Source organism: Sphingomonas sp. MMS24-J13 (assembly GCF_044905095.1).
GTDB lineage: Bacteria > Pseudomonadota > Alphaproteobacteria > Sphingomonadales > Sphingomonadaceae > Sphingomonas_I.
Window position 1 is genome coordinate 943,810 of record NZ_CP173258.1, and the last position, 25,880, is coordinate 969,689.

Annotated in this window: 26 protein-coding genes; 17 read left to right on the plus strand and 9 right to left on the minus strand. The window is 65.2% G+C overall.

Annotation, left to right across the window (positions count from 1 at the left end; translation table 11 throughout):
* Window positions 1–11 precede the first annotated feature (11 nt).
* Window positions 12–893 carry an MBL fold metallo-hydrolase gene (locus AB4Z44_RS04510; protein WP_404712872.1) on the plus strand — a complete coding sequence of 294 codons (882 nt, stop codon included), beginning with the start codon at window positions 12–14 and terminating at the stop codon, window positions 891–893.
* A 128-nt stretch (window positions 894–1,021) separates the two neighbouring features.
* On the opposite strand, the gene ctrA is transcribed toward AB4Z44_RS04510, so the two are convergent.
* On the minus strand, window positions 1,022–1,720 hold the full coding sequence (gene ctrA, locus AB4Z44_RS04515; RefSeq protein WP_404712873.1) for a response regulator transcription factor CtrA: 699 nt from the start codon (window positions 1,718–1,720) through the stop codon (window positions 1,022–1,024).
* 394 nt (window positions 1,721–2,114) lie between these two features.
* Here ctrA and AB4Z44_RS04520 point away from each other — a divergent pair, with 394 nt between their 5' ends.
* Genes AB4Z44_RS04520 through AB4Z44_RS04530 form a run of 3 tightly spaced genes read left to right on the plus strand, consistent with a single transcriptional unit; the run spans window position 2,115 to window position 5,319 of the window.
* Window positions 2,115–3,674, plus strand: a complete 1,560-nt coding sequence (locus tag AB4Z44_RS04520) for a carboxylesterase/lipase family protein (protein WP_404712874.1) — start codon at window positions 2,115–2,117, stop codon at window positions 3,672–3,674.
* Window positions 3,675–3,721: 47 nt separating this feature from the next.
* Window positions 3,722–4,180 carry a RidA family protein gene (locus tag AB4Z44_RS04525; protein WP_404712875.1) on the plus strand — a complete coding sequence of 153 codons (459 nt, stop codon included), beginning with the start codon at window positions 3,722–3,724 and terminating at the stop codon, window positions 4,178–4,180.
* Window positions 4,181–4,185: 5 nt separating this feature from the next.
* The gene (locus AB4Z44_RS04530; RefSeq protein ID WP_404712876.1) at window positions 4,186–5,319 is read left to right on the plus strand and encodes a GNAT family N-acetyltransferase; all 1,134 of its coding nucleotides are present in this window, start codon (window positions 4,186–4,188) and stop codon (window positions 5,317–5,319) included.
* 6 nt (window positions 5,320–5,325) lie between these two features.
* Here the strand turns inward: AB4Z44_RS04530 and AB4Z44_RS04535 are convergent, their stop codons facing one another.
* On the minus strand, window positions 5,326–5,607 hold the full coding sequence (locus AB4Z44_RS04535) for a hypothetical protein (RefSeq protein WP_404712877.1): 282 nt from the start codon (window positions 5,605–5,607) through the stop codon (window positions 5,326–5,328).
* Between the two features lie 109 nt (window positions 5,608–5,716).
* Between AB4Z44_RS04535 and AB4Z44_RS04540 the strand changes: the two genes are divergently transcribed.
* The 8 genes from AB4Z44_RS04540 (at window position 5,717) to AB4Z44_RS04575 (ending at window position 14,314) form a co-directional block, all read left to right on the plus strand.
* A complete protein-coding gene (locus AB4Z44_RS04540) occupies window positions 5,717–6,517 on the plus strand; it encodes a division plane positioning ATPase MipZ (RefSeq protein ID WP_404712878.1) in 801 nt (266 codons plus the stop codon).
* A 30-nt stretch (window positions 6,518–6,547) separates the two neighbouring features.
* Window positions 6,548–6,958 carry a molecular chaperone DnaJ gene (locus tag AB4Z44_RS04545; protein ID WP_404712879.1) on the plus strand — a complete coding sequence of 137 codons (411 nt, stop codon included), beginning with the start codon at window positions 6,548–6,550 and terminating at the stop codon, window positions 6,956–6,958.
* Window positions 6,959–7,042: 84 nt separating this feature from the next.
* Entirely contained in the window at window positions 7,043–8,425 is a 1,383-nt protein-coding gene (pgmG, locus tag AB4Z44_RS04550; protein WP_404712880.1) for a phosphoglucomutase/phosphomannomutase PgmG, read from the plus strand.
* Window positions 8,426–8,514: 89 nt separating this feature from the next.
* Window positions 8,515–9,264, plus strand: a complete 750-nt coding sequence (locus AB4Z44_RS04555; protein WP_404712881.1) for a GNAT family N-acetyltransferase — start codon at window positions 8,515–8,517, stop codon at window positions 9,262–9,264.
* A gap of 79 nt (window positions 9,265–9,343) precedes the next feature.
* The gene (locus AB4Z44_RS04560) at window positions 9,344–9,592 is read left to right on the plus strand and encodes a hypothetical protein (protein ID WP_404712882.1); all 249 of its coding nucleotides are present in this window, start codon (window positions 9,344–9,346) and stop codon (window positions 9,590–9,592) included.
* A gap of 80 nt (window positions 9,593–9,672) precedes the next feature.
* Window positions 9,673–11,061 (plus strand): spinster family MFS transporter, encoded by a 1,389-nt coding sequence (locus tag AB4Z44_RS04565; protein ID WP_404712883.1) that lies wholly within the window; start codon window positions 9,673–9,675, stop codon window positions 11,059–11,061.
* 270 nt (window positions 11,062–11,331) lie between these two features.
* Window positions 11,332–11,865 (plus strand): GNAT family N-acetyltransferase, encoded by a 534-nt coding sequence (locus AB4Z44_RS04570; protein WP_404712884.1) that lies wholly within the window; start codon window positions 11,332–11,334, stop codon window positions 11,863–11,865.
* Between the two features lie 61 nt (window positions 11,866–11,926).
* On the plus strand, window positions 11,927–14,314 hold the full coding sequence (locus AB4Z44_RS04575) for a hypothetical protein (protein ID WP_404712885.1): 2,388 nt from the start codon (window positions 11,927–11,929) through the stop codon (window positions 14,312–14,314).
* 37 nt (window positions 14,315–14,351) lie between these two features.
* Here the strand turns inward: AB4Z44_RS04575 and AB4Z44_RS04580 are convergent, their stop codons facing one another.
* From AB4Z44_RS04580 to AB4Z44_RS04600, 5 genes are all read right to left on the minus strand, one after another.
* Window positions 14,352–15,740 carry a leucyl aminopeptidase family protein gene (locus tag AB4Z44_RS04580; RefSeq protein ID WP_404712886.1) on the minus strand — a complete coding sequence of 463 codons (1,389 nt, stop codon included), beginning with the start codon at window positions 15,738–15,740 and terminating at the stop codon, window positions 14,352–14,354.
* A gap of 260 nt (window positions 15,741–16,000) precedes the next feature.
* Window positions 16,001–17,032, minus strand: a complete 1,032-nt coding sequence (gene arsB / locus AB4Z44_RS04585) for an ACR3 family arsenite efflux transporter (protein WP_404712887.1) — start codon at window positions 17,030–17,032, stop codon at window positions 16,001–16,003.
* A gap of 40 nt (window positions 17,033–17,072) precedes the next feature.
* A complete protein-coding gene (arsC, locus tag AB4Z44_RS04590) occupies window positions 17,073–17,498 on the minus strand; it encodes an arsenate reductase (glutaredoxin) (protein ID WP_404712888.1) in 426 nt (141 codons plus the stop codon).
* A complete protein-coding gene (locus tag AB4Z44_RS04595; protein WP_404712889.1) occupies window positions 17,498–18,025 on the minus strand; it encodes an arsenate reductase ArsC in 528 nt (175 codons plus the stop codon). The genes arsC and AB4Z44_RS04595 overlap by 1 nt, the downstream gene beginning before the upstream one ends.
* Before the next feature lie 11 nt (window positions 18,026–18,036).
* Window positions 18,037–18,366, minus strand: coding sequence for an ArsR/SmtB family transcription factor (locus AB4Z44_RS04600; protein ID WP_404712890.1), 330 nt, complete (start codon window positions 18,364–18,366; stop codon window positions 18,037–18,039).
* A 397-nt stretch (window positions 18,367–18,763) separates the two neighbouring features.
* Between AB4Z44_RS04600 and AB4Z44_RS04605 the strand changes: the two genes are divergently transcribed.
* On the plus strand, window positions 18,764–19,822 hold the full coding sequence (locus AB4Z44_RS04605; RefSeq protein WP_404712891.1) for a sensor histidine kinase: 1,059 nt from the start codon (window positions 18,764–18,766) through the stop codon (window positions 19,820–19,822).
* The gene (locus AB4Z44_RS04610; RefSeq protein WP_404712892.1) at window positions 19,822–19,944 is read left to right on the plus strand and encodes a hypothetical protein; all 123 of its coding nucleotides are present in this window, start codon (window positions 19,822–19,824) and stop codon (window positions 19,942–19,944) included. The genes AB4Z44_RS04605 and AB4Z44_RS04610 overlap by 1 nt, the downstream gene beginning before the upstream one ends.
* A 169-nt stretch (window positions 19,945–20,113) precedes the next feature.
* On the opposite strand, the gene AB4Z44_RS04615 is transcribed toward AB4Z44_RS04610, so the two are convergent.
* Together AB4Z44_RS04615 and AB4Z44_RS04620 are read right to left on the minus strand one after the other, a co-directional pair.
* Window positions 20,114–21,157: an MBL fold metallo-hydrolase gene (locus tag AB4Z44_RS04615; protein ID WP_404712893.1), complete on the minus strand. Its 1,044-nt coding sequence runs from the start codon at window positions 21,155–21,157 to the stop codon at window positions 20,114–20,116.
* A 103-nt stretch (window positions 21,158–21,260) separates the two neighbouring features.
* Window positions 21,261–22,034, minus strand: a complete 774-nt coding sequence (locus AB4Z44_RS04620) for an SDR family oxidoreductase (RefSeq protein WP_404712894.1) — start codon at window positions 22,032–22,034, stop codon at window positions 21,261–21,263.
* Between the two features lie 174 nt (window positions 22,035–22,208).
* Here AB4Z44_RS04620 and AB4Z44_RS04625 point away from each other — a divergent pair, with 174 nt between their 5' ends.
* The 3 genes from AB4Z44_RS04625 (at window position 22,209) to AB4Z44_RS04635 (ending at window position 25,873) form a co-directional block, all read left to right on the plus strand.
* Window positions 22,209–23,369 carry an iron-containing alcohol dehydrogenase gene (locus tag AB4Z44_RS04625; protein WP_404712895.1) on the plus strand — a complete coding sequence of 387 codons (1,161 nt, stop codon included), beginning with the start codon at window positions 22,209–22,211 and terminating at the stop codon, window positions 23,367–23,369.
* Window positions 23,370–23,527: 158 nt separating this feature from the next.
* Window positions 23,528–24,820, plus strand: a complete 1,293-nt coding sequence (locus tag AB4Z44_RS04630) for an MFS transporter (RefSeq protein WP_404712896.1) — start codon at window positions 23,528–23,530, stop codon at window positions 24,818–24,820.
* Between the two features lie 126 nt (window positions 24,821–24,946).
* Window positions 24,947–25,873, plus strand: coding sequence for a hypothetical protein (locus tag AB4Z44_RS04635; RefSeq protein ID WP_404712897.1), 927 nt, complete (start codon window positions 24,947–24,949; stop codon window positions 25,871–25,873).
* Window positions 25,874–25,880: the final 7 nt, after the last annotated feature.

Below are 25,880 nucleotides of genomic sequence, written 5' to 3' on the forward strand. Positions count from 1 at the left end.
AGGAGAGCCACATGACGCCTGTGCAATTGGGCCGTCTGACCGTCCGCAAATTGTTCGAGATGGAAAGCGGGCCGCCGATGTCGATGATCCTGCCCGGCGTGACGCCGCAGGACCTGGCACGGCTCGCCCCATGGTATCAGGATGACACGCTTGGCGCGACGGTCGATCAGTCGCTCTGCATGATGAGCATGCATTCCTATGTCATTCAGATCGACGGACTGACCATTCTCGTCGACGCTTGCAATGGCGATCACAAGCATCGTTCGATCCCCGATGTCGATCGGGTCGAAACACCGTTTCTCGGCAACCTCGCCGCGCTCGGGCTGGCGACCGACGATATCGATGTCGTGCTCTGCACCCATCTCCACTTCGATCATGTCGGCTGGAATACGCGGTTGGAGAATGGCAAGTGGGTGCCGACCTTCGCCAACGCTCGCTACCTCTTTTCGAAGCGCGAGTTCGAGCTGTTCAGCCGCGAGGAACAGGAGAGCGATCATCTTCGCGCGTTCCGGGATTCGGTCGTTCCGGTCTACGAAGCGGGGCGGGCCGAGCTGATCGCGGAGGATGTCGCGGTCCATCGCGAGATCGGCGACGGGGTCTGGCTGGAGCCAAGCTTTGGCCACTCGGCCGGCCATTATTCGGTGCTGGCGCAGGCGGATGGCGAGCCGGCCTTGTTCTGGGGCGATATCGTCCACCATCCGGTGCAGATGGTGAATCCCGATATGCTGATGGGGTTCGACGAGGATAGCGTACTGGCGCGCGAGGTTCGGCTCCGCACGCTCGCGCGCGCCGCGGACGAGAGAATGATCTGCTTCCCGGCCCATTTCCGCGACCCTTCGGCCGGGCGGGTAATGCGGGACGGCGAGGTGTATCGGTACGAATTCCTACCGTGAGATAGCAGGATCCGTTCGCCCCCCAGCAGAGTTGCGATGCGTTTTGGTTGGCGGCGGTGTTCGAATGGGTTGCGCCTCGACAGCGCTCGGGACGAACGGTTTTACGAGCGTATCTGAATTTGGCCGGTTCACGCAGCCTCGGCGATCTTCTCGTCGGGGCCGCGCAGCATGTAGCCGCGGCCCCAGACGGTCTCGATATAATGCTCCCCTCCGCAGGCGGCACTGAGCTTCTTGCGCAGCTTGCAGACGAACACGTCGATGATCTTGATCTCGGGTTCATCCATGCCGCCATACAGGTGGCTCAGGAACATTTCCTTGGTCAACGTGGAGCCCCGGCGGAGCGCGAGGAGTTGTAGTATCGCATATTCCTTGCCTGTCAGATGGATCCGCGTGCCATTGGCGTTGGCCGTCTTGGTATCGAGATTGACCGAGAGCTTGCCGACATGGACCACCGATTGTGAATGGCCCTTCGAGCGACGAATGATGGCATGGATGCGGGCGACCAGTTCATCGCGGTCGAACGGCTTGGTGACATAATCGTCGGCGCCGAAGCCCAGCGCACGGATCTTGGCGTCGATGTCGCTGATACCCGACAGGATCAGGACCGGCGTCTCGATCTGGCTGTTGCGCAGTTTCTTCAGCACGTCATAGCCGGTCATGTCGGGAAGATTGAGATCGAGCAGGATCAGATCGTAGTCATAGAGCTTGCCCAGATCGAGCCCTTCTTCGCCGAGATCGGTCGTGTAGACGTTGAACCCCTCAACCGACAGCATAAGCTCGATACTGCGGGCGGTGATGGGATCATCCTCGATAAGAAGAACGCGCATTATTCCGCTCCGATCTCATTTTTTCGATGCTTGTTCTGCTCTCGCAGACCGGATCATTGCTCCGATCGGGCTATTCGATGGTAGCGGTTCCCCCTCGACAGGATGCAGTGCCACTGCTGGTGACCCAAACGTCCTTTAGATGATCATAACCATCGCTCCAATCGATCGGTTCCGAATAACGACACGGAAATGGATCGATTTCGACAATTATCCGTCATCTGCCGATGTATCGGGATTAATATCGATCAATATTCGCTGTGATTTCAAGTAAATGTTGGGGTTGTGCAGGGCTTACGCCGTGAATGCGCCGGATACGAAGGTGCGATATCCGCACTGGATCGGCCCGGCTCGATCCGGCACAGGGGCCCGATAAAAAGTTGGTGTGGAGGATGACATGAAGAGCTTGGCAGCACTGCCGCTGATGGCGGCCGCCCTGATCGCAACGACCGCCAAGGCGCAGATTCAGCAAGCCCGTGTGACCGGCGGGATGATCGCGGGCACCACGGTGGACGGTCTCTCTGTCTTCAAGGGTATCCCGTTTGCGGCGCCTCCGGTCGGCAAGCTGCGATGGGCAGCACCGCAGCCGGTCAGATCGTGGCCCGGCGTCCGCCAGACGGTCGCGTTCGGGCCAGGCTGCATGCAGAATTCCGCGATGGCGAAGCAGATGGGTGCCGATGTGCCGCTCAGCGAAGATTGCCTGTTCATCGATGTCTGGACGGCGGCGAAGAAGGCGAACGAGAAACTGCCGGTCGTCGCCTGGATCTACGGCGGTGGCTTCAACGGCGGGATGACGAGCGTGCCGCTGTATGACGGCGCCAATCTCGCGCGGAAAGGCGTGGTCTTCGTCAGCATATCCTATCGCGTCGGCCCGTTCGGTTTCCTCGCGACCAGGGATCTCAGCAAGGAAAGCGGCCACGGATCGGGCAATTACGGTTTGCTGGATCAGATCGCCGGTCTCAAATGGGTGCAGGACAATATTGCGGCGTTCGGCGGCAATCCCGCCAAGGTGACGATCCTCGGCCATTCGGCGGGCGCTTATGCTGTCAGCATGCTCGCCGCGTCGCCGCTCGCGAGCGGGCTGTTCCGCAGCGTGATTGCGGAGAGCGGGGCCAATTTCACGCCGCCGCAGGATGCGCCTTGGGCAGGCACCAATTTCCAGACCTTGGGAATGGCCGAAACCGCTGGTCAAGCATGGCTGGCAAGCCTCGGCGCTCCGACCCTAGAGCAGGCCCGTGCGTTGCCGGCCCAGAGATTGGAGGAGGCGCAGCGGGCCCCGGGCGCGCCGCGCTTCTGGCCGCCGCTCGATGGCTATGTGCTTGCGGGCGACCAATATCGGCTGTGGCGCCAGCATCGTTTCAACGATGTCCCGGTGCTCGTCGGCAGCAATTCGGACGAGGCGGCGAGCTTTGGCGCGAAACCGATCCTGCCGGCTGCGTTCGAGACCGAAGTGCGCGAAGGCTATGGCCAGAAGTCGGACCTGATCCTCGCAGCCTATCCGCATGCGAGCGAGGCCGAGGCGACGCGCGCCTCCAAGCAATTGCGCCGCGACACCGCGTTCGGCTGGCCGGCCTATAGCTGGGCCGGGCTCCAGTCGACCAACGGCCGGGCCAAGGCGTACGTCTATTATTTCGACCGTCCGAGCGAGCGTAACCCGGACGGATCGGGCCATGGGCAGGAGTTAGGGCTGGTGTTCGGCAATATCGGGCTGCCCGGTCGCGCGCCGGCGGCGCCGGGGGATCGCGAGATCTCGCAGGTAATGCAGGGCTATTGGATCAACTTCGTGACCAGGGGCGATCCGAACGGCGCCGGTCTCGCACCATGGCCGGCTTTCACCGCGGCCGACCCGCGCGTGATGCGGATCGGGGTTGATCCGGGCGCGGCACCGATCCCGAACCTCGACAAGCTCAAGGCGCTCGACACCTATTATGCGTGGCGACGGGACGGTAGCCGCTAGCGACGGCCACTCTTGACGCGTCCGGCCGGGCGTCCGACAGCCAACTCATGAGCATCGATGATCGCCTGGCCGAACTCGGCCTGACCCTCCCGCAGCCCGCCGCCCCGGTGGCGGCTTATGTTCCGACCGTCGAAATCGGCGGTCTGCTCCATGTCTCGGGCCAACTGCCGTTCCGCGACGGTCAGGTGATGACTGGCCGTTGCGGCGAGGATGCGGACGAGGCGTTCGGGCAGGAAGCGGCCGAGCGCTGCGGCGTGATGCTGCTCGCGCAGATCAAGAATGCGCTGGGCTCGCTCGATCGGGTCGAGCGGATCGTCAAGCTCGGCGTGTTCGTCTCGTCCGCGCCGGGCTTTACCGCGCAACCCAAGGTAGCCAACGGGGCGTCCGAGCTGATGCAGAAGGTGTTCGGCGATGCCGGCAAGCATGCCCGCAGCGCGGTCGGCGTCGCGGTCCTGCCGCTGGGCGCGGTGGTCGAGGTCGACGCGGTCGTCGCGATCAAGGGCTGAGGCGCATGGCCGACGTCGTCGCGCGGATGGCGGACGGCATCGGGGCCTTTACGGCTGCCGAGTGGGACGCGTGCGCCGGGCACGATAATCCCTTCGTCATGCACGGCTTCCTCTCGGCGCTCGAGGATTCGGGCAGCGCGGTTTCGCGCACCGGCTGGCAGCCGATTCCGATCGCGATCGACGGGCCGGATGGCGCGCCGGCCGCCCTGCTACCGGCTTATGCCAAGAGCCATAGCCAGGGCGAATATGTGTTCGATCATGGCTGGGCGGATGCGTGGGAGCGAGCGGGGGGCAGCTATTATCCCAAGCTCCAGATCGCTTCGCCTTTCTCGCCCGCCAACGGCCCGCGGCTGTTGTTGCGCGATCCCGCGCTGGCGCCCGCGCTGATCGCGGCGGCCGAAGCAGTCGTGCAGCAGCACGAATTGTCGTCGGCGCACGCCACCTTCATCGCACCCGAACAGGTGCCTCTGTTCGAGGCGGCCGGCTGGCTGATCCGCACCGATCGCCAGTTCCATTGGCTCAATCAGGGCTACGCGACCTTCGATGACTTCCTCGGCGCGCTCGCCAGCCGCAAGCGCAAGGCGATTCGCAAGGAAAGGGCAGGGGCGCAGGAGGGGCTCGAGATCGTCCATATCGGCGGGGATGCGCTGACCGAGGCGCATTGGGACGCATTCTGGGTTTTCTATCAGGATACGGGCTCGCGGAAGTGGGGGCGGCCCTACCTCACCCGCAAATTCTTCTCGCTGCTGGGCGAACGGATGGGCGACAGGGTCATCCTGATGTTCGCGCTGCGCGACGGCCACCCGATCGCCGGTGCGCTCAACCTGGTCGGCAGCGATACGCTCTACGGCCGCTATTGGGGCTGCACCGAGGAGGTTCCGTTCCTCCATTTCGAGCTGTGCTACTATCAGGCGATCGACGTCGCGATCGCGCGCGGGCTGAAACGGGTCGAGGCGGGCGCGCAGGGCGAGCATAAGCTGGCACGGGGCTATCAGCCGGTGCCGACTTACTCGGCGCATTATATCCCCAACCCTGGATTCCGCCGCGCGGTCGAGGGTTATCTCGAGAATGAAAGGCGCATGGTGGCGCAGAACATCGACGCGCTCGATGAGATGGGGCCCTACCGGAAGGGCGAATAGGCCGCCTCAGGCGGAGCGCTTGATCCGGTTGGCGAGCGTCGCGCGTGCCAGCTTCTGCGCCTCGCCGATATCGGCCCGGCTCATCTCGGTCGCGATCTCGGCCCGCAGCGCCGCTGCCGGCATATACCCCAGCGCGGCCGACACGTTGAACCAGCGATGCGCCTGGATCAGATCCATCTCCAGCCCGCCGCTGCCACTCGCGAAGCACATCGCCAGTTCGAACGCCGCGACCTCGTCGCCCGCGATCGCGCTGTCCTGAAGCTCTTCCCAACCTGCCATCCGTGCCATTGGTCACTTCCCTTTTTTATGCCAACTCCCCTGTTAACGACGTTTCCGTCGAAAGCTTGAGGGGGTGGGCCGGTCCGTTTACAAGCCGATCCGGTTTCAACGTCCGGGAATGAGAATGGCCGCACATCGAATTGTCTTCGCCAACGAAAAGGGCGGATCGGGCAAGTCGACCACCGCGGTGCATGTCGCGGTGGCGCTGGCCGCGATGGGCCGGAAGGTGGCGGGGCTCGACATGGATACGCGCCAGCGCACCTTCGGGCGTTATCTCGACAATCGCGCCGCGATCATGAAGCGGGAAGGGCGCGCGCTTGCGCAGCCGGTCTACGACACGTTCGATCCGGCCAAGAGCGGGCCGATCGAGGCGCGGCTCGAAGCGATGGCCGACGGCGCGGATTTCCTTGTCGTCGATACGCCCGGGCGCGACGACGAGAATACCCGCACCGCGATCTCGACCGCCGACACGCTGGTCACGCCGATCAACGACAGCTTCATCGATCTCGATCTGATCGGTCAGGTCGATCCCGACACCTACAAGGTCAGGCGCCTCAATTTCTACGCCGAGCTGGTATGGGACGCCCGCAAGGCGCGCGGCAAGCGCGACGGGGCGACGGTCGACTGGGTCGTGATGCGCAACCGTCTCCAGCATCTCGACGCCCGCAACATGCGGCGCGTGGCGGCGGCACTGGAGGAATTGTCCAAGCGGGTCGGCTTCCGCGTCATTCCGGGCCTGTCCGAACGCGTCATCTATCGCGAGCTGTTCCCCAAGGGGCTGACCCTGCTCGATCTCGCCGCGATCGGCCAGGATGTCGGGCTCGCGCATCTGGCGGCGCGCGGTGAGTTGCGTGAATTGGTCGCGGGGCTCCAGCTGCCGATGTCGATGGTGCTGACGCCGCAGACCGAAATGGCCTGACGGCCGCGTGTCGGAAAGGGGGATAGCGGCATGATGCTGCTGGTGCTGATGGCCGCCGCGGCCATCGGCTATTGGGCCTGGAAGACGCGCGATGCGCAGACGATGCGCATCGGCGATGTCGCCGCCGTGGTCGCGGCCCTGATCGGGCTCCGACTGATGTCGCGTGGATCGGATCTGCAGGGGCTGGTGGCGCTGGCGGGCGCGGGCTGGTGGCTGTGGTTCCGCCGTCGCGGCGCCAATGCCGACTGGGGTGCCGATGCCGCCATGACCCCGACGGAGGCGCGGCGTGTGCTCAACGTTCCTGCCGACGCCACGCGCGAGGAGATCAGCACCGCGCATCGCCGACTGATCGCGCGGGTCCATCCCGATGTGGGGGGATCGGCCGACCTGACCCGTCAGGTGAACGCCGCGCGCGATACCTTGCTGCGCAATAGTGCTTGAATTGGTGCAAAACATTCGCGCGGAATGTCTCGACAAATACACACTTCCTGTCGAGTAGAGCGCAAGCCTGTCTGAGGAGAGTTTATGACCCATCGTTTCGATCCGACCTCGCTGCGCGAATATGACATCCGCGGAATTGTCGGGAAGACCCTGGGTGCGGAAGATGCCTATGCGATCGGCCGTGGCTTCGCGACGCATGTGCGCCGCGCCGGCGGCACCCGCGTCGTCGTCGGGCGCGATGGCCGCGTCTCCTCGCCGATGCTGCAAGAGGCCCTCGTGCGTGGGCTGACCGAGAGCGGCGTCGATGTCGTCCGCGTCGGCATCGGCCCCACCCCGATGGTCTATTATGCCGAGGCGGTGCTCGAAGTGGATGGCGGCATCCAGATCACCGGCAGCCATAATCCGGCCGATTATAACGGCTTCAAGATGGTGCTGCAGCATGCGCCCTTCTTCGGCCAGGATATCCAGTCGATCGGCAAGATGGCCGAGGAAGGCGATTGGGACGAAGGCACCGGCGAGGTCACCGATTACGATATCGAGGACATGTACGTCGATCGCCTGTTCGCGGGCTATTCGGGCGGTTCGTTCCGGATCGGCTGGGACAATGGCAATGGCGCCGGCGGGCGTGTGCTCGAGAAGCTGGTCGCCAAGCTGCCGGGCGAGCATCATCTGCTCTACACCGAGATCGACGGCACCTTCCCCAACCACCATCCCGATCCCACGGAAGAAAAGAACCTCGCCGATCTGAAGAAGCTGGTCGCCGAAAAGGGCCTCGATTTCGGGATCGCGTTCGACGGCGACGCCGACCGCATCGGCGCGATCGACGGCGAAGGCCGCGTCGTGTGGGGCGATCAATTGCTCTCGATCCTGGCGGAGCCGGTGCTGCGCGCGGTGCCGGGCGGCACGATCATCGCCGACGTCAAGGCGAGCCAGGCGCTCTACGATCGCATCGCCGAACTGGGCGGCGTGCCCGTGATGTGGAAGACCGGGCACAGCCTGATCAAGGTCAAGATGAAGGAGACCAACAGCCCGCTCGCCGGCGAGATGTCGGGCCACATCTTCTTCGCGCACGACTGGTACGGCTTCGACGACGCGATCTATGCCGCTGTCCGCCTGATCGGATCGGTGCAGGTGCTCGGCGGATCGCTGACCGATCTCAAGAGCGCGATGCCGGCTTTGGTGAACACGCCGGAGATGCGCTTCCAGGTCGACGAGAGCCGCAAGTTTGCGGTGGTCGACGAGATCCTCGACCGGCTCGAGGAAGCCGGCGCCGACGTCAACCGCACCGATGGCGCACGCGTCAACACGCCCGACGGCTGGTGGCTGCTGCGCGCCTCCAACACGCAGGACGTGCTGGTCGCGCGGGCGGAGGCCAAGGACCAGGCCGGCCTCGATCGCCTGCTTGCGCAGATAGACTCGCAATTGGCGCAATCTGGTCTGGAGCGCGGGCCGCAAGCAGGGCATTAAGCCCCCAAAGGGGAGGGGCGATGGAAGGCGTGCTGCGGGCCGAGGCGCTCGTCGGGTCGATCGACGGCCTTTCCATCCCTGCCTGCTAGATGCCGGGCGACTTCCTTGCGTGGCGCGTCGAGGCGGCGTGCCTCGATGCCTGGCCGTGCGCGTGGGAAACGACCGTGGACGGCTGGCTGATCCGCTTTTCGGGCGGGCCGACGCGGCGCACCAACTCGATCAACCCGCTGCCCGGGCCCCGCGCCGCGGTCGCCGCGACCCTCGATCGCGCGCGCGGTCTCTATGCGACCTTGGGCCAGCCCGTGCTGTTCCGCGTGCCCGATATCGCGCCGGGCGTCGATGCGGCACTCGACACGCTCGGCTTCGGGGCGCCCGAGGCGGCCACGGTCACATTGCATGCGAAGCTCGCGGATTGCCCGAGGGGCCTTGCGGGCGTGGCCCGGGTCGGTCCGCTCGACGAGGAATGGCTCGAAGCCCGCGCGCGGCTGATCGGTTGGGATGCGGCTGCGATGCAGGTTTATACCGGCATGCTCCAGCTGATCGCGGGACCGGTCGCCTTCGCATCGGTGCGGAGCGAAGGACGGATCGTCGCGGTCGCCTACGGCGCGCTGTCGCACGGGTTGCTCGTGATCGAATTGGTCGTCACCGACGATGCGCTGCGCCGCCGTGGCTTCGGGCGCCAGGTCGTGGCGGCCCTGCTCGATTGGGCGCGCGGCGAGGGGGTCGACGAGGCCTGCCTCCAGGTGTTGGCCGACAACGATCCCGCGCGCGCGCTGTATCGCGGGCTCGGCTTCGCCCACGAGCTGTATCGCTATCACTACCGGTGGGAAGAACGCTGAATCCTCCCCGTGCCGGGGCGGATCCATTTCACCGCATCGGCCTCGCGATTGCCGCAAAGGCAGGTCTATAAGCCCACCCATGAAGCCGCTCCTCCCGTTCCTTCTGCTCCTCGCGCTCGGCGGCTGCCTCGTCCGCACCGCCGCCAATGTCGCGACCATGCCGGTGCGCGCGACCGCGAAGGTGGTCGACTGGACCACCACCAGCCAGTCCGAGGCCGATCGCAATCGCGGCCGCCGCGACCGCAAGGCCGAAGAGAAGCAGCGCAAGGAGCAGCGCAGGGCCGAGCGCGAGGCGCGCCGGCAGGCGGAGCAGCAGCCGCCCCAATAGGGCGCTGGCTTTCGGCCGCCCGGCACGATAGCCTTTCCCGCACGAACGGCCTGCATCAGACGGGCGTGAAGGGAGCAGCGATGACGAGCGGCAGCGAACCCGGCGGACGGGACGAAGCGGGGTTCACCAAAGGCTATCGCGTCTGGCTGCTGTTCCTGCTCGCGGTCATCAACATGCTCAACCTCGCCGATCGCCAAGGCATGGCGGCGAGCGCGCCCGCGCTGAAGGCCGACCTCCACCTCTCCGATACCCAACTCGGCATCATCCAGGGCTTCGGCTTCGCGGTCTTCTACACCTTGCTCGGCCTGCCGATCGCGCGATTGTGCGAACGGCGCAGCCGGACGCGGATCGTGGCACTCGGCGTCGGGGCCTTCGCGATCTGCGTCGCCTTGTGCAGCCAGGCGCGCAATTTCGGCCATATCCTGCTCGCCCGCATCGGCGTCGGCGTCGGCGACGCCGCCTTCGCGACCCCGGTCGGATCGCTTACCGGCGATCACTACCCGCCCGAGCGGCGCACCGTGGCGACCACGCTCGTGTGGCTCGGCGGCCCGGTCGGCGCGCTGGTCGGATCGGCCGGGGGCGGCATGATCGTGCAGGGCTTCGGCTGGCGCACCTGGTTCATCGTGCTCGCCATCCCGAGTTTCGCCGTCGCGGTGCTCGGCCTGCTCACCTTCCGCGAACCGCCGCGCGGCCGCTTCGATCGCGCGGGCATGAGCGAGCGCATCCCGTCGATGATGGAGACGCTGCGCTTCATGCTCCGCAAGCGATCGATGCGGCATATCCTGATCGGCTGCGCGCTGGCGGCGATGGGGATGAACGGGCTCGGCCAGTTCCTCGTCCGCTTCATGGTCGCGGGCTATGGCATCGGCATATCCGAGGCGGGACGCACGCTCGGCACGCTCGCCGTGCTGGCGATGGGATCGGGCATCGCGCTCGGTGGGTTCGGTGTGACCTGGGCGAGCAAATATGATCGCCGCTGGGCGGTATGGGGCCCGGCGCTCGGGCTGGTCGTGTCGTCGCCCTTCTTCGCCGCCGCGGCCTTCCAGCCGACCCTGCTGCGCGCGCTGCCTTTGCTGGCGATCGCGCATGTCTCGATGTTCGTCTATTATACGCCCACCCTCGCGCTGGCGCAGAACATGGTTGGCGCCACCATGCGCGCCTCCTCTTCGTTCGTGGTCGCGTTCGTGCTCGGCATGGTCGGCGTCGGCTTCGGGCCGACGATCGTCGGCGTGCTGAGCGATCTCTATGCCAACCACACCTTCGCCGGCAGCTTCGCCACCACCTGCCCGGGCGGCATGGCCCCGGCCGGCGCTTTGCCGGCAGTAGTCGCCCGCTGCGCCGAGGCTTCGCGCGCCGGCATCGTCTATGCAATCGCCACCATGTCGATCGCCTTCGCGTGGGCCGCGATCCACTATCTGCTCGCCGCGCGGACCTTGCGGCAGGATCTGGATACGCATTTCGAGGGCTGAGCCCGCTCCAGCCGTTGTCATGCATTTGCATGACAACGGCTGGACTTGAGCCGGCCCGGTTTCCCTGTTTTTCCCTGTTATCGACCCAATAACAGGGAAAATCCGCATTTTCGCCGCGCGTGCCGGCCCGCCGCGCCGACGATCGCCTTGATTGGGCGACAGTTTCGGCGCGAACGCTTTATGAGCGGAACAGGGAAGCAAATTCGGCATAACAGGGCGATAAATCCTCCGGAACAGGGGTGAAATGTGCAGGTGGCGAATGCGGAAATCATGCGGGCTCTGATACCCGCCACCGATGCGGACGTGCCGCAGATCGTTGCGCTGATGAACCGCGCTTATCGTGGTAGCGCCACATCTTTGGCGTGGACGACCGAGCATGGTTATATCACCGGCGACCGCACGACCGAAGCGTTTCTGCGCGAGGACATGGCGGCCTCCCCCAAAGCCTCACTGATGCTGTGGCGCGACACGGAGGATGGCGGCCTCAAGGGTTGCGTCTGGCTCCAGCCGCTGGGGGAGGGCCTGTGGTATCTCGGCTCGCTCGCGGTCGATCCCGATCGGCAGAATGGCGGGCTCGGCCGGGCGTTGCTGGGCGCCGCCGAGCTAGGGATCGCGGCACAGGGCGGGCGGCGGGTGCGGATGACGGTGGTCAATGTCCGCACAGGCCTGATCGCCTGGTACGAACGGCGAGGCTATCGCGCGACGGGAGAGACCAATCCTTTTCCGTACGGCGACAATCGCTTCGGCGTGCCGCAGCGCGACGATCTGTGCTTCGTGGTGCTGGAGAAGGAATTGCCAGCCTGACCGGCCGATCTGGACAAAGGCTGCCGAAAGCCTGAAGCTTGCCTCGGCATCCGAGGGGCTCATGCGCAAGATTGCGATCATCGGTTTGATAGCGGCCGGGCTTTGTTCGCCCGCTCATGCCCAAGCGGTTCTTCCAACGAAGGCCGATATCAAGGACGTGATCGAAAATGGTCAGTCGCGATCCTATCCTGAGGGCGATATCGATGCCTGGGAACGCGATCTGACTGGTCGGCTTAAGCAGGGCGGGCCAAATCAGGCCGCCAACGCGATTGCAGCCAGATACGGCTTTGCGCCGGCGGACATGCGCAGGCTTGTATCCGCCTGGATCGTCGCGCAGGCGCGGCAATATCGGCAAGAAGCGGGTTGGAAACCGTCTGTTCGGGCCGAACTTCTCGCGCTTGCGCCGTCGGCACGGCGTTCGCCGATCGGCCTGACGATCATCGCGGAGGCGCTTGGAGCGATCAACGAATGCGCTTCGGCCGACTTCGAGGCTCTGATGGCGGGTTCGGGAGATCCCGCCGGCGACGCTTACAAGATCGCAAGCGCAGCGCCTTGCGATGGCAATTTCGCGCGCGCGGCCATGGTGGATCCCGCACGTGCAATGCCGGCATTGATCCGCCTCGCCAATTGGGGGACGCTGCCGCTCGGCGACACACTGCCGCTTTATGCGTGGCTGACCAGCCCGCCCGCGCTGGCGCATGTTCGTGCGGAGGACCGGCGTGCGGTGGCGGTGTTGCTATGGCAGCGCTACGTTGCAGCGCTGCTCAAGGCTGGCCTCGACAAACGTGCGCTAGCACTGATGGACGCATGGCCCGCCGACTTGCGCCGGGACGTGCTTGCGCCGACGCGCACGGGGCCGGTGGAGGTGCGGATCGACGATATTCCGCTGGCGCTGTTTCGGCCGCAACCTGGCCGCGGATCATGGAAGTCCGAGGCGCCGATCCTCCAACTTGCGGAAGTCCTGGCTGCGGCCGGCCGTGAGACGGAAGCCCGTTCGCTTCTGACAAGTCTGCCCGGGCTCGATGCCGCACGGGCGACGCTCGCCTGTGGCTACGTCTCCACCGGACCGATGTACGCGAAATGCCCGAATATAAACGAATTGCCGATAAAGGCGCTCACACTCGATCATCTTTTGAACAAAGGCAACGCCGATCCTTATCCGATCGCGGAGGTGATGATATCGTCGAATGCCACTATCGATGCCCATGCTGACGCGGTAATTCGCTGCCGCGTTTTCCACCCCGATCAATTCCCCGGTTTGTGTGCCGCGGCCGAAGCGATTGCGGCCAATGCGGCCGATCTCGATCGGGAGGATGGTGGCCGCCTGGGCTTTGGCGGTAAGGGTGAAACGTCGACCGGACGGGTGGCGATCGCCCGGATCGTCCCCGATTTCGCCAATCTGCGCCAGGCGATCCGGGCGGAGGTTCTCGCTCACCCGGCGCCGGCAAGCGCGCCTTATACGCGCGAAACCGTTGCCGCCGTTCCGCCCCCTTTCGAGGAGAAAGCGATCCCTGCACAATGGCTCGGTACCGGCAAGGCGGCGCTACCGGCCGGTCTGGCACCGCTGCCGGCAGGGTTCATGCTGGTCCGCGCCGAGCGTGATGGCCAGCGCGCGGTCGCGATCAGTCTGTCGCAGACCTACGATCCCACCGGAGAGGTATCCGGCGGCGGCTATTGGGTGCATCTATCGGATGATGGCGGGCGCCACTGGCAGGCTCCGCTCTACACCGGGCTCGCCGATCGTTTTCCCTATGTCGTGCCGGAAACGGCGCGGCTCCCGATGCTGGCCGGCGATCATTTGCAGTTCGCGGTCGACATTGCCGAGATCGACACAGCGACGATCACCTACCCCCCGGTCGCGCTGCGAACCCGCAGGCGCGCGCAGGGACGGTACCTCGTCATTCCGCTGGCCGACCTGAAACGCGACAGCAATGGTGACGGCTTGACCGATATCGCCGCTCATCACCTGCTGCTCGATCTCCCGAAAGGCGACAAGGGCACGCCCTTCGTGGTGGGGACCGATACAGGCGCCCGCTGCCCCACGTCGTCACGCGAGCGACAGGCGCTGATCGATGTCCTCGGCAAATTGATCGATCCGTCCAAACAGGCGCTGATCGAACCGGTCGATCGGCCAGAAGGCCTGTCTCTGCCCGGCTGGAAGCGCGCCGATGCCGCCACCGGCAGGCCGCTTTTCGTTGTCGGCAAGGCGGAGGACTTTGCATGCTTTCGGCCCCGCCGCGCGATCGTGGTTTACGACGAGGGCGATATAGCCGCGCTGGGCCGCTTCACGCCCGACTTTCACGCCTTCACCCTGCCGCCGATCATCTTTAATCGCGCGCATGATCGCGGATATGTCAACTGGTCGACGGGCTGGGCCGGCGGCACGTACCGGTTGCGCTGGATCGGCGAGAAATGGGTATTCGAGGCGATCAGCAGCTGGATCTCGTAAGCGGCGGCTAGGCCGCGCTCAGGGAAGGGCGGGCGCGTTACCGCCCGAACCGTTTCCGCACCAACTCCCAAGCAGCCCGTAGTCCCAGCGCATCCCCGCCCTTGGGCCGTCCGGGCTTGGCCGCGGGCCGCCACGCGAACGTATCGAGATGCGCCCACGGCACGCCCTTCGCCACGAACCGTTCGAGGAACAATGCCGCCGTGACCGCGCCGGCAAAGCCGCCCGATCCGGCATTGTTGATATCGGCCACGTCCGATTTGAGCATCTCATGATAGGGTTGCCACAAGGGCAGCCGCCACACCGGATCCGACACCGCCGTGCCCGCGCCCATGAAATCCGCCGCCAGCGCCTCGTCATTGGCGAACAAAGCGGGCAGATCGGGCCCCAGCGCCACCCGCGCCGCGCCGGTCAGCGTCGCGAAATCGATCAGCAGGGCCGGATCGCTCTCGCACGCGCGGGTCAGCGCATCGCCCAGGATCAGCCGCCCTTCGGCATCGGTATTGCCGATCTCGACATGCAGGCCCTTGCGGCTCCGCAGGATATCGCCCGGTCGGAAGGCGTCGGCCGAGATCGCATTCTCCACCGCCGGGATCAGCAATTGCAGCCGCACCGGCAGGCGCGCGGTCATCACCAGTTGCGCCAGCGCCAGCGCGTGCGCCGCCCCGCCCATATCCTTCTTCATCAGCAGCATGCCCGACGACGGCTTGATATCGAGCCCGCCCGAATCGAAGCACACCCCCTTGCCGACGATCGCGAGGCGCGGATGATCGGGATGGCCCCAGTCGAGCTCGATCAGCCGCGGCGCGCGCTCGCGCGTGGCGGCGCGGCCGACCGCGTGGATCATCGGATAATGTTCGGCCAGCGCATCGCCCGAGACGATCCCGGTCTGGGCCCCGTGCGTCCGCGCCACCGCTTCGATCGCCTCGGCGAGCTGCTCCGGCCCCATGTCGCTGGTCGGCGTATCGACCAGATCGCGCACCAGAGCGGTGGCACGCGCGAGCATGACCATCTCGTCGATCCGCGCCGGATCGGGGGTGAGCAAGATGCGTGGCCGCGCCGGCTCGGGCGTCTCGCGATAGCGATCGAAGCGGTGCTGCGCGAGCAGCCAGCCGAGCGCCGTCTCCCCCGGGCTCCCCTCGGCCAGCCGATAGGTGCCCTCGGGCAGCCGCCCGGCGATGCCGGCGAGCTGCCACGGATCATGCTCGCCCTCGTCGATCCCGATCACGACGCTCCAGCCATCACCCAGATCGCTGGGGAGGAAGGCATGGCTATCGGGCTTCCCCTCGAACCGCGCAGCGGTGACCGCCGTGCGTGCCCGCGCCGGCTGCGTCTTGAGCCAATCGTCGAAGCCCTTTTTGGTGACGCGGATGATCGCGCAAGCGGGCTGGCCGCGATCGGGGGCCAGCAGGATGGGGAAATCGGTCATGGCGGGGAGGTGCCAGAGATTGCGGGGAGAGGGCAAGATGCGGAGTTGCCCCTCATGCAAGACATGCCCGCAGAACCTTATCGGCGTTTCGCCGCCGCGCCATTTCCTTCAAGCCCGATGACCCCGATCAAATTCTGATCGTGGGCAATCGGAAATACATCTGGGCTCGTCCCCTGAGGCTGTTGGTGGGTAGCTGGTCGACTTCGGGGACCGAACGAAGACTCCCTCGCCGTGAACCATTCGCGGGGAGCGGATCGTGCTCACACCGATGCTCCTGATTCATACCAGGGCCGCGTCCGCTTTACGATCGAGACGACCGAGAGCATGACCGGCACCTCGACCAGCACTCCCACGACGGTAGCCAGCGCGGCACCTGAGTTGAGTCCGAACAGGCTGATCGCGGTGGCCACTGCCAGTTCGAAAAAGTTGGAGGCACCGATCAGTGCCGCAGGGGCTGCGACGCACCACGCGACACCGAGACTGCGGCTAAGCCAATACGCAAGCCCAGCGTTAAAATAGACCTGGATCAGGATCGGCACGGCGATCACGGCAATGACGAGCGGGTGAGCGATGATCGCTTGGCCCTGAAATCCGAAAAGCAGCACCAAGGTCGTCAGTAGCGCCAGCAACGAAACCGGTCCGATCTGTCCGAGCAACCGGTCTAGCGCCGGCTGCTCGCCGGAGCCGATTACGGCGCGCCTCACGATTTGCGCGACGATCACCGGAACAACGATGTAGAGCATTACCGATATCAGCAGCGTGTCCCAGGGCACGGTGATCGAAGCGACCCCAAGGAGCAGACCGACCAGCGGCGCGAACGCAAACACCATGATGATATCGTTCAGCGCCACCTGGCTCAGCGTGTAGGTTGGCTCGCCATCGCAGAGGTTGGACCAGACGAAGACCATCGCCGTGCAGGGTGCAGCGGCAAGGAGGATCAAACCGGCTATGTAAGAGCTGATGTCGTTCGCCGGTAGCAGTGGCCGGAACAGCCAGCCCAGGAATATCGTGCCGAGCAGCGCCATCGAAAACGGCTTGACCGCCCAGTTGATAAACAGTGTCACCCCGACGCCCCGCCAGTGCTGGCGTACCGATCCGAGGGCGTTCAGATCGATCTTGAGGAGCATTGGTATGATCATCAGCCAGATGAGCACTGCGACCACGAGATTGACCCTCGCCACCTCAGCCGTCGCGATCAGCCCGAACAGTCCAGGCAGTGCATAGCCCAGCGCGATGCCAGCGACGATGCAGAGCGCGACCCACAAGGTCAGCCAGCGCTCGAACAAACTCATCTTGGGTCTCAGACCGGCGTCCTGTGCAACTGTTGCCATCTCAGAGCACCCGCCGACCGGAAGGATCGATCACCTTCTCGCCATCTTCTTTGGTGAAGGCGCCTCGCTGCGCATCCGGCAAAATATCAAGCACGGCTTCTGACGGGCGGCAGAGTTTCACGCCGAGCGGGGTAACCACCAAGGGCCGATTGATGAGGATGGGATGTTCCATCATCGCGTCGATCAGGGCCCGATCCGATAGCAATTCATCGCCGAGCCCCAACTCGGCGTAGGGCGTCCCCTTCTCCCGAAGAAGCTGGCGCGGAGTTAGTCCCGCACACCCCATCATTTCGATGAGCAGCGCGCGCGCCGGAGGCGTCTTTAGATATTCGACAACATGCGGTTCGACGCCTGAGTTGCGTATCAGCGCCAGTGTGTTGCGCGATGTGCCGCATTCGGGATTATGATAGATGACGATCGTCGTCATCACGCGACCTCTGGCCGAGGGGTGGAAGCACCTTCGCTCTGCCCAATCTCACGCAGCTTCGCATTCAGCGCGGTCTTCTCGAGCTTGTCGAGCGGAAGCGAGATGAACAACGAGATGCGGTTTTCGAGATAGCGCAGTGCCTGAACGAAGGCACGCTCGCGTTCGATCTCGCTGCCAACGACGTGGCTCGGATCTTCAACCCCCCAATGCGCCGTCATGGGATGGCCCGGCCAAACCGGGCATACCTCTCCGGCAGCATCGTCGCAGACCGTGAACACGAAATCCATTTGAGGCGCATCCGGTCCGGAAAACTCATCCCAGCTCTTCGACCGAAGTCCTTCGATCGGATAACCGATCCGCTCCAGGAGCCGAAGGGCGTCGGGATTGACCGCGCCCTTGGGAAAGCTTCCTGCCGAATAAGCCCGGAACTGATCGCCCCCCATGCGCCGTAGCGCGCTTTCGGCGAGGATCGAGCGGGCGGAGTTGCCCGTGCAGAGGAAGAGCACGTTAAAGACGCGGTCAGACATCTTGATCTCCATCAGCAGCAGATTAGCTCGGCGAGCAGCGGCTCGCAGAGTTCGGCACGGCCTTGGCAGCAATCCTTGACGAGGAAGGACATCAGGCCGCGAAGCGTATCGATATTGGCGCGTTGGATCTGCCGGCGTCCCTGGCGTTCAGCGGTCACCAGTCCAGCTTTCGCAAGCACAGCGAGGTGGGTGGAGAATGAGCTTTGCCTGAGGCCGCTGGCATCGACGAGTGCTCCGGTCGGGAGGCCATTTGGTTCATGCCGCACCAAGAGGCGAAATGCGCTCAACCGGGCGGGGTGAGCTAAGGCCGCCAAGACTGCGATGGCGTTGTCTTGATTCATAGATCGGAATTATCCGATTGATTGAGCGGCGTCAAATCTTATCGGGATTTACCGATGGATTATGCAATGGCGAGTGTTTGCGGGTTAGGTCCACCTCCGACCATATCGCGTTAACGACCCAACGATTTCTATGCGAGACGACGGGAACGACGACGCCCGTGTGGCTGTTTGTGGCGGCCCTATCCCACGGCGGGATGATCGCCTATCCCGACGCGGGCATCTCGGAATCCCCGCAGACGATCCGGTCGCGCCGATACCATGCACCGGATGGCGGGGCATGTGGTATAAGGGCGCGACGAATGACTGAAGGCTCGCAATGGGCCCAGGGAACCTCGCCCGTCGCTCGGCATGGCTTCCGTCCCGGACGCCTTCGGCGACCCAGGATCCCGCCATCACGATGCCCGATATCATCCTGCCGGAAATGATCAGTGGCCTGCCGCTGGCTTTGGTCACGTCCTCGAACGCGCCGCTGCTTCTGCTCGACGGCGAATTGACGGTCATCGCGGCCAGCGCCTCGTTCGGCAAAGCGTTTCTGGTCGATCCGGCGCGTGCCGCTGGTACGCCGCTTGCGATCCTTGGAACCGGCGAGTGGAACGTGCCCCAGCTCATCGCGCTGCTGAAAGCATCGGGCTCCGGCCATGCCAAGATTGATGGCTATGAAATGGACCTGAAGCGGGCAGGCGCAGGCTTGCGCCACCTGATCCTGAACGCGCAGCGTCTCGATTATCCCGGTGCCGGTTCGGTCCGGCTCATCCTGGCGGTGACCGATGTGACTGAAGCGCTCCTTGCCGCCAAACAGAAGGACGACCTGCTCACCAAGAATGCGATGATGCTGCGCGAGTTGCAGCATCGCGTCGCCAACAGCCTGCAGATCATCGCCAGCGTGCTGATGCAGAGCGCGCGCCGGGTGCAATCGGACGAGGCGCGCGTGCATCTGCACGACGCCCATCAGCGGGTCATGTCGGTGGCGGAGGTGCAGAAGCAGCTTTCGTCGACCGGGATGAGCGACGTCGATCTCAAAATCTATCTCACCGATCTGTGCCGCAGCATCGGCGCATCGATGATCCGCGACGCCAAGCATATCGCGCTGGAGGTGCGCGCCGACCATCACATGGCCGGCGCCGATCTGTCGATCAGCCTGGGGTTGATCACCACCGAGCTCGTCATCAACGCACTCAAGCATGCCTTTTGCGATGACCGGGGCGGCACGATCACGGTGGAGTATCGTGCGGACGGCGCGTCGTGGGTGCTCTCGATCAGCGACAATGGGGTGGGAATGCCGGCCGGGCGTGCCGGCGTGAAGGACGGTCTCGGCACCACGATCGTTGCCGCCCTCGCCAAACGCCTCGACGCCAATGTCACGATGGCCGAAGCGAATCCCGGAACGACGGTGTCGATCACGCACGCCGCGATCATTGCCGAGCCGGCGAATACCCCTGAAGCGAGGAGTGCATGATGGCCGATCCCAAACCGGAACCCACCGAGGACACCCAGACCAAGCCTTTGCCCGATCCCGACGCGGACAAGCGCGAACTGGAAGCCGAGGATGAGGCGACCAAACTGGGCGATTTTGCCTGAAGCTCCGACGGAACGGTGGACGATGTCCCCGCGGGCACGCTCGGACGGTCGACCGTTCCGACGCGGGCTGTAGATTACGGACTGGACGCGTTGGCCGCTTGTCGCCGGATCACGATGATCGATGGCTGCTTCGAGTGGGGGACGGCCGTAGCCGTCCCCCGGTAGGTTCCTACTTCCCCGAAGGAACCGGCGGCCGTGGTACCACCGGCGTGTCCGGCTTCGGCGGCGCGGTATCGGCCGGGTTCGAGCCCTTGTGCTTGGCGGTTGCGGGCAGGGGGGCGCCATTGGCGACGCCGAAGCCGACGGGCTCGCCCGCAAACTCCAGATAGGCGACGTTCACGTTCATGTTCGCGCGCGCGAACGGGGTGTTGCCGTAGGGCAGGCCGTCCTTGATCCGCGTGTCGAGCAGCGGGGCGTAATCGGGGTTCTTCTTGAGCTGGTCGACTGCCACGCTCGGCGCGTCGCCGCGATCGTAGGCGGCCTTGGCGAAGGTGACGAGATCGCGGTTGAAGTGGGTGATCCGCACCAGATCCTTCCACGTATCGACATAGCCATGGCCCTCGACGACGAACTTGACCCCCTTCACCGTGGCGATCAATTTCTCCTCGGCGGTGGGCAGCAGGCTCGCGCCGCCGCTCGGCAGGAACGGCGCCATGTTCCACGCCATCACGTCGCCCATGAACAACACGTGCGAGGCGGGGAAATAGACGAAGGTGTCGCCGCCGGTATGCGCCTGGCCGAAGCTGTACAACTCGATCCGGTCCTCGCCCTGGCCGAGCGTCATATGGTCGTGGAAGGTGACGTTGGGGATGACGCCCGGCTTGTACATCGGGTTCTTGGCGACCTCGTCCTTGGTCGCCTCCGACGCGATCACCTTCACGTTGGGATATTTCTCGCGGATGAAATCGGTGCTGCCGACATGATCGGGGTGGCTGTGCGTGTTGATGATCGTCACGATCGGCTTGTCGGTGACCGACTTGACCCCGTCGAGGATCGCCTGGCCGTTGCCCGGCATCTTGGTGTCGACCAGGACGACGCCGTCCTTCTGCACGACCACCAGCGTGTTCCCGCCGCCGCCGAAGATCTTGTAGACATTGCCCGTGATGTGCTGGATCGGCTCGGGCGGCGGCAGGCCGGGGCCGCGCTGCGCCGAAGCCGGCATCGCGCCGACCATTCCCAGTGCCAGAGCTGTGATCGCGATGGCGGTTTTCATCCGTGACTCTCCCTGCTTTTGATCTCGCCGCAGGAGGTAGTTGACTTTGTCCGCCCGGACAATCGCCGAGGGCCGGCAATTTTTTCGGTTCGGCGATGGGCGCTCACAAGGCCGCGATGTAGCCGCCGTCCAGCGGGATCGTGGCGCCGTTGACATAGGCACCCGCGCGCGAGGCGAGGAAGACCACCAGCCCCTCGACATCCTCGGGCTCCCCCGGCCGGCCGAGCGGGATATAGGTCTGGACGCTCTTCCTGACCGCGTCGGTCGCGGTATCGGTCAGCCGCGAAGGGAAGGGGCCCGGCGCGATCGCGTTGACGGTGATCCCGTCGCGGCCCAGCCGCTTGCAGAGCGAGCGGGTGAGATGGTGGAGCGCGGCTTTCGACGCGCCATAGCTGTGCGCCTCCCAATTGGGCACGTGGAGTCCGCCGATCGAGCCGAGATTGATGATCCGCGCCGGGCTTTCGGGCGAGGTGGCGGCCTTCAGCAGCGGCAACACCTCCTTCGTCAGGAAGAAGGCCGCGCGCAGGTTGACGTCCATCACCATGTCCCACTCGTCGACGGTCGCGCTCTCGATCGGGCCGCCGGCGGCAGCGCCGGCATTGTTGACGAGGATGTCGAGCCGCTGCTCGCGCTCGGCGATCTGGGCCGCCAGCATGGCGGGTCCATCCGCGCTGCCGAGATCGGCGGCGAGGCCGATGCAGGTGCCGTGCTCGGCCAGTTCGGCGGCGGCGGCTTCGCTGCGCGCGAGATTGCGCGAGGCGATGTAGGTCCTGGCCCCGCGCCGCACGAGCCCGCGTGCGATCATCGCGCCGATGCCGCTGGTGCCGCCGGTGACGAGCGCCACCTTGCCCGCGACGCTGAACAACGTGTCGGTCATGCTCTCTCCCTCGTCCGCCGCTTCGGCTATGGCTCCCCTGAACCGTCCGGGCGGGGGATCGCAAGCGCGGCGGGGCGCCATCGCGGCTTGCACAACTCACTGTTCCGGTCGGGACAAGTCTCCGTTCGGGGCGAGGGTCTAACGCGGCATCAGGGTCATCTGCGGAGCGTGGGAATGGAGTCGGGCGAACAAAGGTTGGTGACCTTCTACAATGTCGGTTCGCTCAACTTCGGTCCGGGTGCGGTGCTGAAATGCGCCGATGATTTGCAGGAGCGCGGCGCCAAATCGGTCTTCCTGGTCACGACCAAGCCGACGCTCGGCCTGTGCGCGCCGCTGATCGAGGCGCTCGAGGCGCAAGGGTGCGCGGTCACCGTCTGGCACGATCTGGTCGGCGAGCCGACCATCCGCGAATTCGAAGCGGCGCTGGCGCAGGTGCGCGGCTGCAAGGCCGATGCCGTGATCGGGCTCGGCGGCGGCAGCGCGATGGACGTCGCCAAATTGCTCGCCGCGCTCGCCGACGGCGCGCAATCGATCGACGACGTGATCGGGGTCGACAAATTGAAGGCGCGCGCGATCTGGCTTGCCTGCGTGCCGACCACCGCGGGCACGGGCAGCGAGGTGACCCCGATCGCGATCCTGGCGGACGAGGATGCCGATCTCAAGAAGGGCGTGGTCAGCCGCTGGCTGGTGCCCGATGCGGCCTATCTCGATCCGGTCCTGACCGTGTCGATGCCCCCGGCGGTGACGGCGGCGACCGGCATCGACGCGCTGACCCATTGCATCGAGGCGTATGCCAACCGCTTCGCCCACCCGATGGTCGACCAATATGCGCTCGAGGGCATCCGGCTGATCGCCGCAAATCTGGAGCGCGCGGTGCAGGACGGCGCCGATCTCGCGGCGCGCGCGGCGATGCTGCGCGGCAGCCTCTATGGCGGGATCTGCCTGGGGCCGGTCAACACCGCGGCGGTGCATGCGCTGGCCTATCCGCTCGGCGGCGAATTCCACATCGCACATGGCGTCGCCAATTCGCTGCTGCTGCCGCATGTTTTGCTCGCCAATCTCGATCATGCGCCCGAACGCTATGCCGCCGTCGCGCGCGCGCTCGGGGTCGATTGCACCGGCGATCATCGCGCCGATGCGCTCAAGGGGATCGACCGGATCGTCGATCTCTCGATCAAGTGCGGCATCAAGCGTCGTTTGTCCGATTTCGGGATTGCGCGCGACGCGATCCCGCGCATGGCGAGCGCGGCGATGACGGTGACGCGCCTGCTCGAGCGCAACCCGCGCATCCTGACCGAAGAGGATGTCGTCTCGATCTACGAGGCGGCCTGGTAAGAGAGATAGACTGGTATTCGATCTGGCTAGCACGCCCGCAAATTTGCCCGTCACCCCGGGCTTGACCCGGGGTCCCGCTACCTTGCGGCGGACCAGAAGAAGCGGGACCCCGGCTCAAGGCCGGGGTGACGATTTAACTTGATAGGAAGCGCCCCAAGATGACCAGCTGGTATCGCGCAATGGACGGGAAGACCCGCCGGGTCTTCTGGACGTGCAGCTTCGGTTGGGCGATGGACACGGCCGACGGGCTGGTCTTCCAATATATGATCCCGGTGCTGATCGCGGGGCTCGGCATCACGCTCGCGCAGGCGAGCATGATCACCAGCGCGAACTATATCGCGGCGGCCGTCGGCGGCTGGCTCGGCGGCTGGCTGTGCGATCGTTACGGCCGCGCGCGCATCCTGCAATTCACGATCGCCTGGTTCTCCTTCTTCTCGTTCGTGTCGGGTTTCGCGCACAATTTCCATGAGTTGCTGGCCGCGCGCCTGCTGCAGGGCATCGGCTTCGGCGCCGAATGGGCGGTGGGCGCGGTGCTGCTGGGCGAGATGCTCAACCCCAAGGATCGCGGCAAGGTGCTGGGCGTGGTCCATAGCGGCGCGGCGATCGGATCGGGCATCGCCGCCTTGATGGCGGGGCCGGTCGCGTCGGCCTTTCCGCCCGAATATGGCTGGCGGATCGTCTTCTGGGCGGGGTCGCTGCCCGCGATTTTGATCTTCTTCATCCGCCGCGGCAGCGACGACAGCGAAGTGTTCAAGGCCGCGCGCAAGGCGAGCCAGGCGGCCGGCCGCAAGGTCCATCTCGGCACCATCTTCACGCCGAAATTGCTGCCGATCACGGTGTTCGCGGCCCTGCTGGCGGTCGGCGGGCAGGGGGCGGGGTTCGCGGTCAGCAACTACCTCACCACCTTCCTCCACAACGAGCGTGGGCTTTCGACCAGCGTCGCGGGCTATTGCGTGCTGTTCAACAGCGCGGGCGGCTTCTTCGGCTTCGTCACCAACGCCTATCTGAGCGATCGGCTGGGGCGGCGGACGATCTTCCGGCTGTTCGGGCTCGGCTTCATCCTCACCTCGTCACTCTATCTGTTCGGCCCGTGGGGCGCCAACCTCGCGCTGCTGATCCCGCTCGGGCTGATCTACGGCTTCTTCCAGTTCGGCATCTACGCCTCGTTCGGCCCGTACTTCACCGAATTGTTCCCGACCGAGGTGCGCGGCACCGGCCAGGCCTTCTGCTACAATTTCGGGCGGGCGACGAGCGGGCTGTTCTTCATCGGCGTCGGCACGCTTTCGGCGCACATGGTGCTGAGCGCGGCGATGGCGACGATGGCGATCGGGGCGATCGTGCTGGCGGTGATCGCGACCTTGTTTTTGCCCGAGACCGCCGGCCGCGCGCTCAGGGGCATGGACGATCCGGCCGAGCGCGAGGTGCTGGAGGAAGTGCCCGCGGGGGCATGAGCGCCGTCATGCGCCGAATAGGTCAACCAGCGCTGCCTCATCGTGCAAGCTGGCGGACGGGATATTCGTGCTAAACCATATCGGCAGCGGGCCGCGTCCCGTGCCGTCGACGAGTAGGGCCAAATAATGTCAACCGATACGATGTACGCCGCGAGCGATCCGCGCTCGAAGCTCAGCACCGCGCAGGCAGGCAGCGGCCTGAGCGGCAAGGATGCCGCTTTCTCCGCCGCCGAATATGCCCTGTTCGGCCAGAGCGAACCGCAGATCGACGATGCGAACGGCAGGAGCTGGTTCGCGCGCGGCCAGAATTTCATCGTCGCCTATACCGAGGCCAAGCCGGGCGGCACCTTTGCGCGCAGCGGGCAGGTCGACGAATATGTCCTGCTGATCGAATTCCCCGAGCCCCATGCCGTGGTCAGCGCCAACGGCGAGACAGCCCAGGTGCCGGGCGCGCATATCGTGATGATCCCGCCAGGCGACAGCAGCATCACCTTTCCCGATGGCGGCGCGTTCGTGCGCCTGTTCACCACCGCGTCGGACGATCTGGTCGCGCTCTGCTCGAACAAGGATGCCTACGCCCAGCCGCATCCGCACATCCCGCCGCTGCAGCGCTGGCCCGATCCGCCCGCCGGCTTCAGGATCCGCAGCTACAGCCTCGACGTGCCGGCGCAGGAGGGGCGGTTCGGCCGAATCTGGCGCTGCACCACCTTCATGGTCAACGTGTTCGAGCCGGTCGGCCCGCGCGACACCACCAAATTGTCGCCGCACCATCATGACGATTTCGAGCAATGCTCGCTCGCCATGGGCGGCTCCTACATCCACCATCTGCGCTGGCCGTGGACCGCCAACGAGGCGCATTGGCGCGAGGACGATCACATGGTCTGCCCGGCGCCGTCGATCGCGGTGATCCCGCCGCTCTCGATCCACACTTCGGCATCGATCGCGCCGGAGAATAACCTTCTGGTCGATATCTTCTCGCCCCCGCGCCGCGATTTCTCGGAGATGCCCGGCTGGGTGCTGAACGCGGACGACTATCCCATGCCCCAATTCTGACGGCGAT

Bases quoted from the DNA above. Each gene is read 5' to 3' on its own strand.
- AB4Z44_RS04620 (WP_404712894.1), bottom strand. From the start codon at position 22,034: ATGACCGACACGTTGTTCAGCGTCGCGGGCAAGGTGGCGCTCGTCACC.
- arsC (WP_404712888.1), bottom strand. From the start codon at position 17,498: ATGACGACGATCGTCATCTATCATAATCCCGAATGCGGCACATCGCGC.
- AB4Z44_RS04610 (WP_404712892.1), top strand. From the start codon at position 19,822: ATGGCCGATCCCAAACCGGAACCCACCGAGGACACCCAGACCAAGCCT.
- AB4Z44_RS04580 (WP_404712886.1), bottom strand. From the start codon at position 15,740: ATGACCGATTTCCCCATCCTGCTGGCCCCCGATCGCGGCCAGCCCGCT.
- AB4Z44_RS04510 (WP_404712872.1), top strand. From the start codon at position 12: ATGACGCCTGTGCAATTGGGCCGTCTGACCGTCCGCAAATTGTTCGAG.
- ctrA (WP_404712873.1), bottom strand. From the start codon at position 1,720: ATGCGCGTTCTTCTTATCGAGGATGATCCCATCACCGCCCGCAGTATC.
- AB4Z44_RS04605 (WP_404712891.1), top strand. From the start codon at position 18,764: ATGCCCGATATCATCCTGCCGGAAATGATCAGTGGCCTGCCGCTGGCT.
- AB4Z44_RS04625 (WP_404712895.1), top strand. From the start codon at position 22,209: ATGGAGTCGGGCGAACAAAGGTTGGTGACCTTCTACAATGTCGGTTCG.
- AB4Z44_RS04535 (WP_404712877.1), bottom strand. From the start codon at position 5,607: ATGGCACGGATGGCAGGTTGGGAAGAGCTTCAGGACAGCGCGATCGCG.
- AB4Z44_RS04560 (WP_404712882.1), top strand. From the start codon at position 9,344: ATGAAGCCGCTCCTCCCGTTCCTTCTGCTCCTCGCGCTCGGCGGCTGC.
- AB4Z44_RS04540 (WP_404712878.1), top strand. From the start codon at position 5,717: ATGAGAATGGCCGCACATCGAATTGTCTTCGCCAACGAAAAGGGCGGA.
- AB4Z44_RS04630 (WP_404712896.1), top strand. From the start codon at position 23,528: ATGACCAGCTGGTATCGCGCAATGGACGGGAAGACCCGCCGGGTCTTC.
- AB4Z44_RS04570 (WP_404712884.1), top strand. From the start codon at position 11,332: ATGCGGGCTCTGATACCCGCCACCGATGCGGACGTGCCGCAGATCGTT.
- AB4Z44_RS04525 (WP_404712875.1), top strand. From the start codon at position 3,722: ATGAGCATCGATGATCGCCTGGCCGAACTCGGCCTGACCCTCCCGCAG.
- arsB (WP_404712887.1), bottom strand. From the start codon at position 17,032: ATGAGTTTGTTCGAGCGCTGGCTGACCTTGTGGGTCGCGCTCTGCATC.
- AB4Z44_RS04615 (WP_404712893.1), bottom strand. From the start codon at position 21,157: ATGAAAACCGCCATCGCGATCACAGCTCTGGCACTGGGAATGGTCGGC.
- AB4Z44_RS04600 (WP_404712890.1), bottom strand. From the start codon at position 18,366: ATGAATCAAGACAACGCCATCGCAGTCTTGGCGGCCTTAGCTCACCCC.
- AB4Z44_RS04555 (WP_404712881.1), top strand. From the start codon at position 8,515: ATGCCGGGCGACTTCCTTGCGTGGCGCGTCGAGGCGGCGTGCCTCGAT.
- AB4Z44_RS04520 (WP_404712874.1), top strand. From the start codon at position 2,115: ATGAAGAGCTTGGCAGCACTGCCGCTGATGGCGGCCGCCCTGATCGCA.
- AB4Z44_RS04575 (WP_404712885.1), top strand. From the start codon at position 11,927: ATGCGCAAGATTGCGATCATCGGTTTGATAGCGGCCGGGCTTTGTTCG.
- AB4Z44_RS04595 (WP_404712889.1), bottom strand. From the start codon at position 18,025: ATGTCTGACCGCGTCTTTAACGTGCTCTTCCTCTGCACGGGCAACTCC.
- AB4Z44_RS04530 (WP_404712876.1), top strand. From the start codon at position 4,186: ATGGCCGACGTCGTCGCGCGGATGGCGGACGGCATCGGGGCCTTTACG.
- AB4Z44_RS04635 (WP_404712897.1), top strand. From the start codon at position 24,947: ATGTCAACCGATACGATGTACGCCGCGAGCGATCCGCGCTCGAAGCTC.
- AB4Z44_RS04545 (WP_404712879.1), top strand. From the start codon at position 6,548: ATGATGCTGCTGGTGCTGATGGCCGCCGCGGCCATCGGCTATTGGGCC.
- pgmG (WP_404712880.1), top strand. From the start codon at position 7,043: ATGACCCATCGTTTCGATCCGACCTCGCTGCGCGAATATGACATCCGC.
- AB4Z44_RS04565 (WP_404712883.1), top strand. From the start codon at position 9,673: ATGACGAGCGGCAGCGAACCCGGCGGACGGGACGAAGCGGGGTTCACC.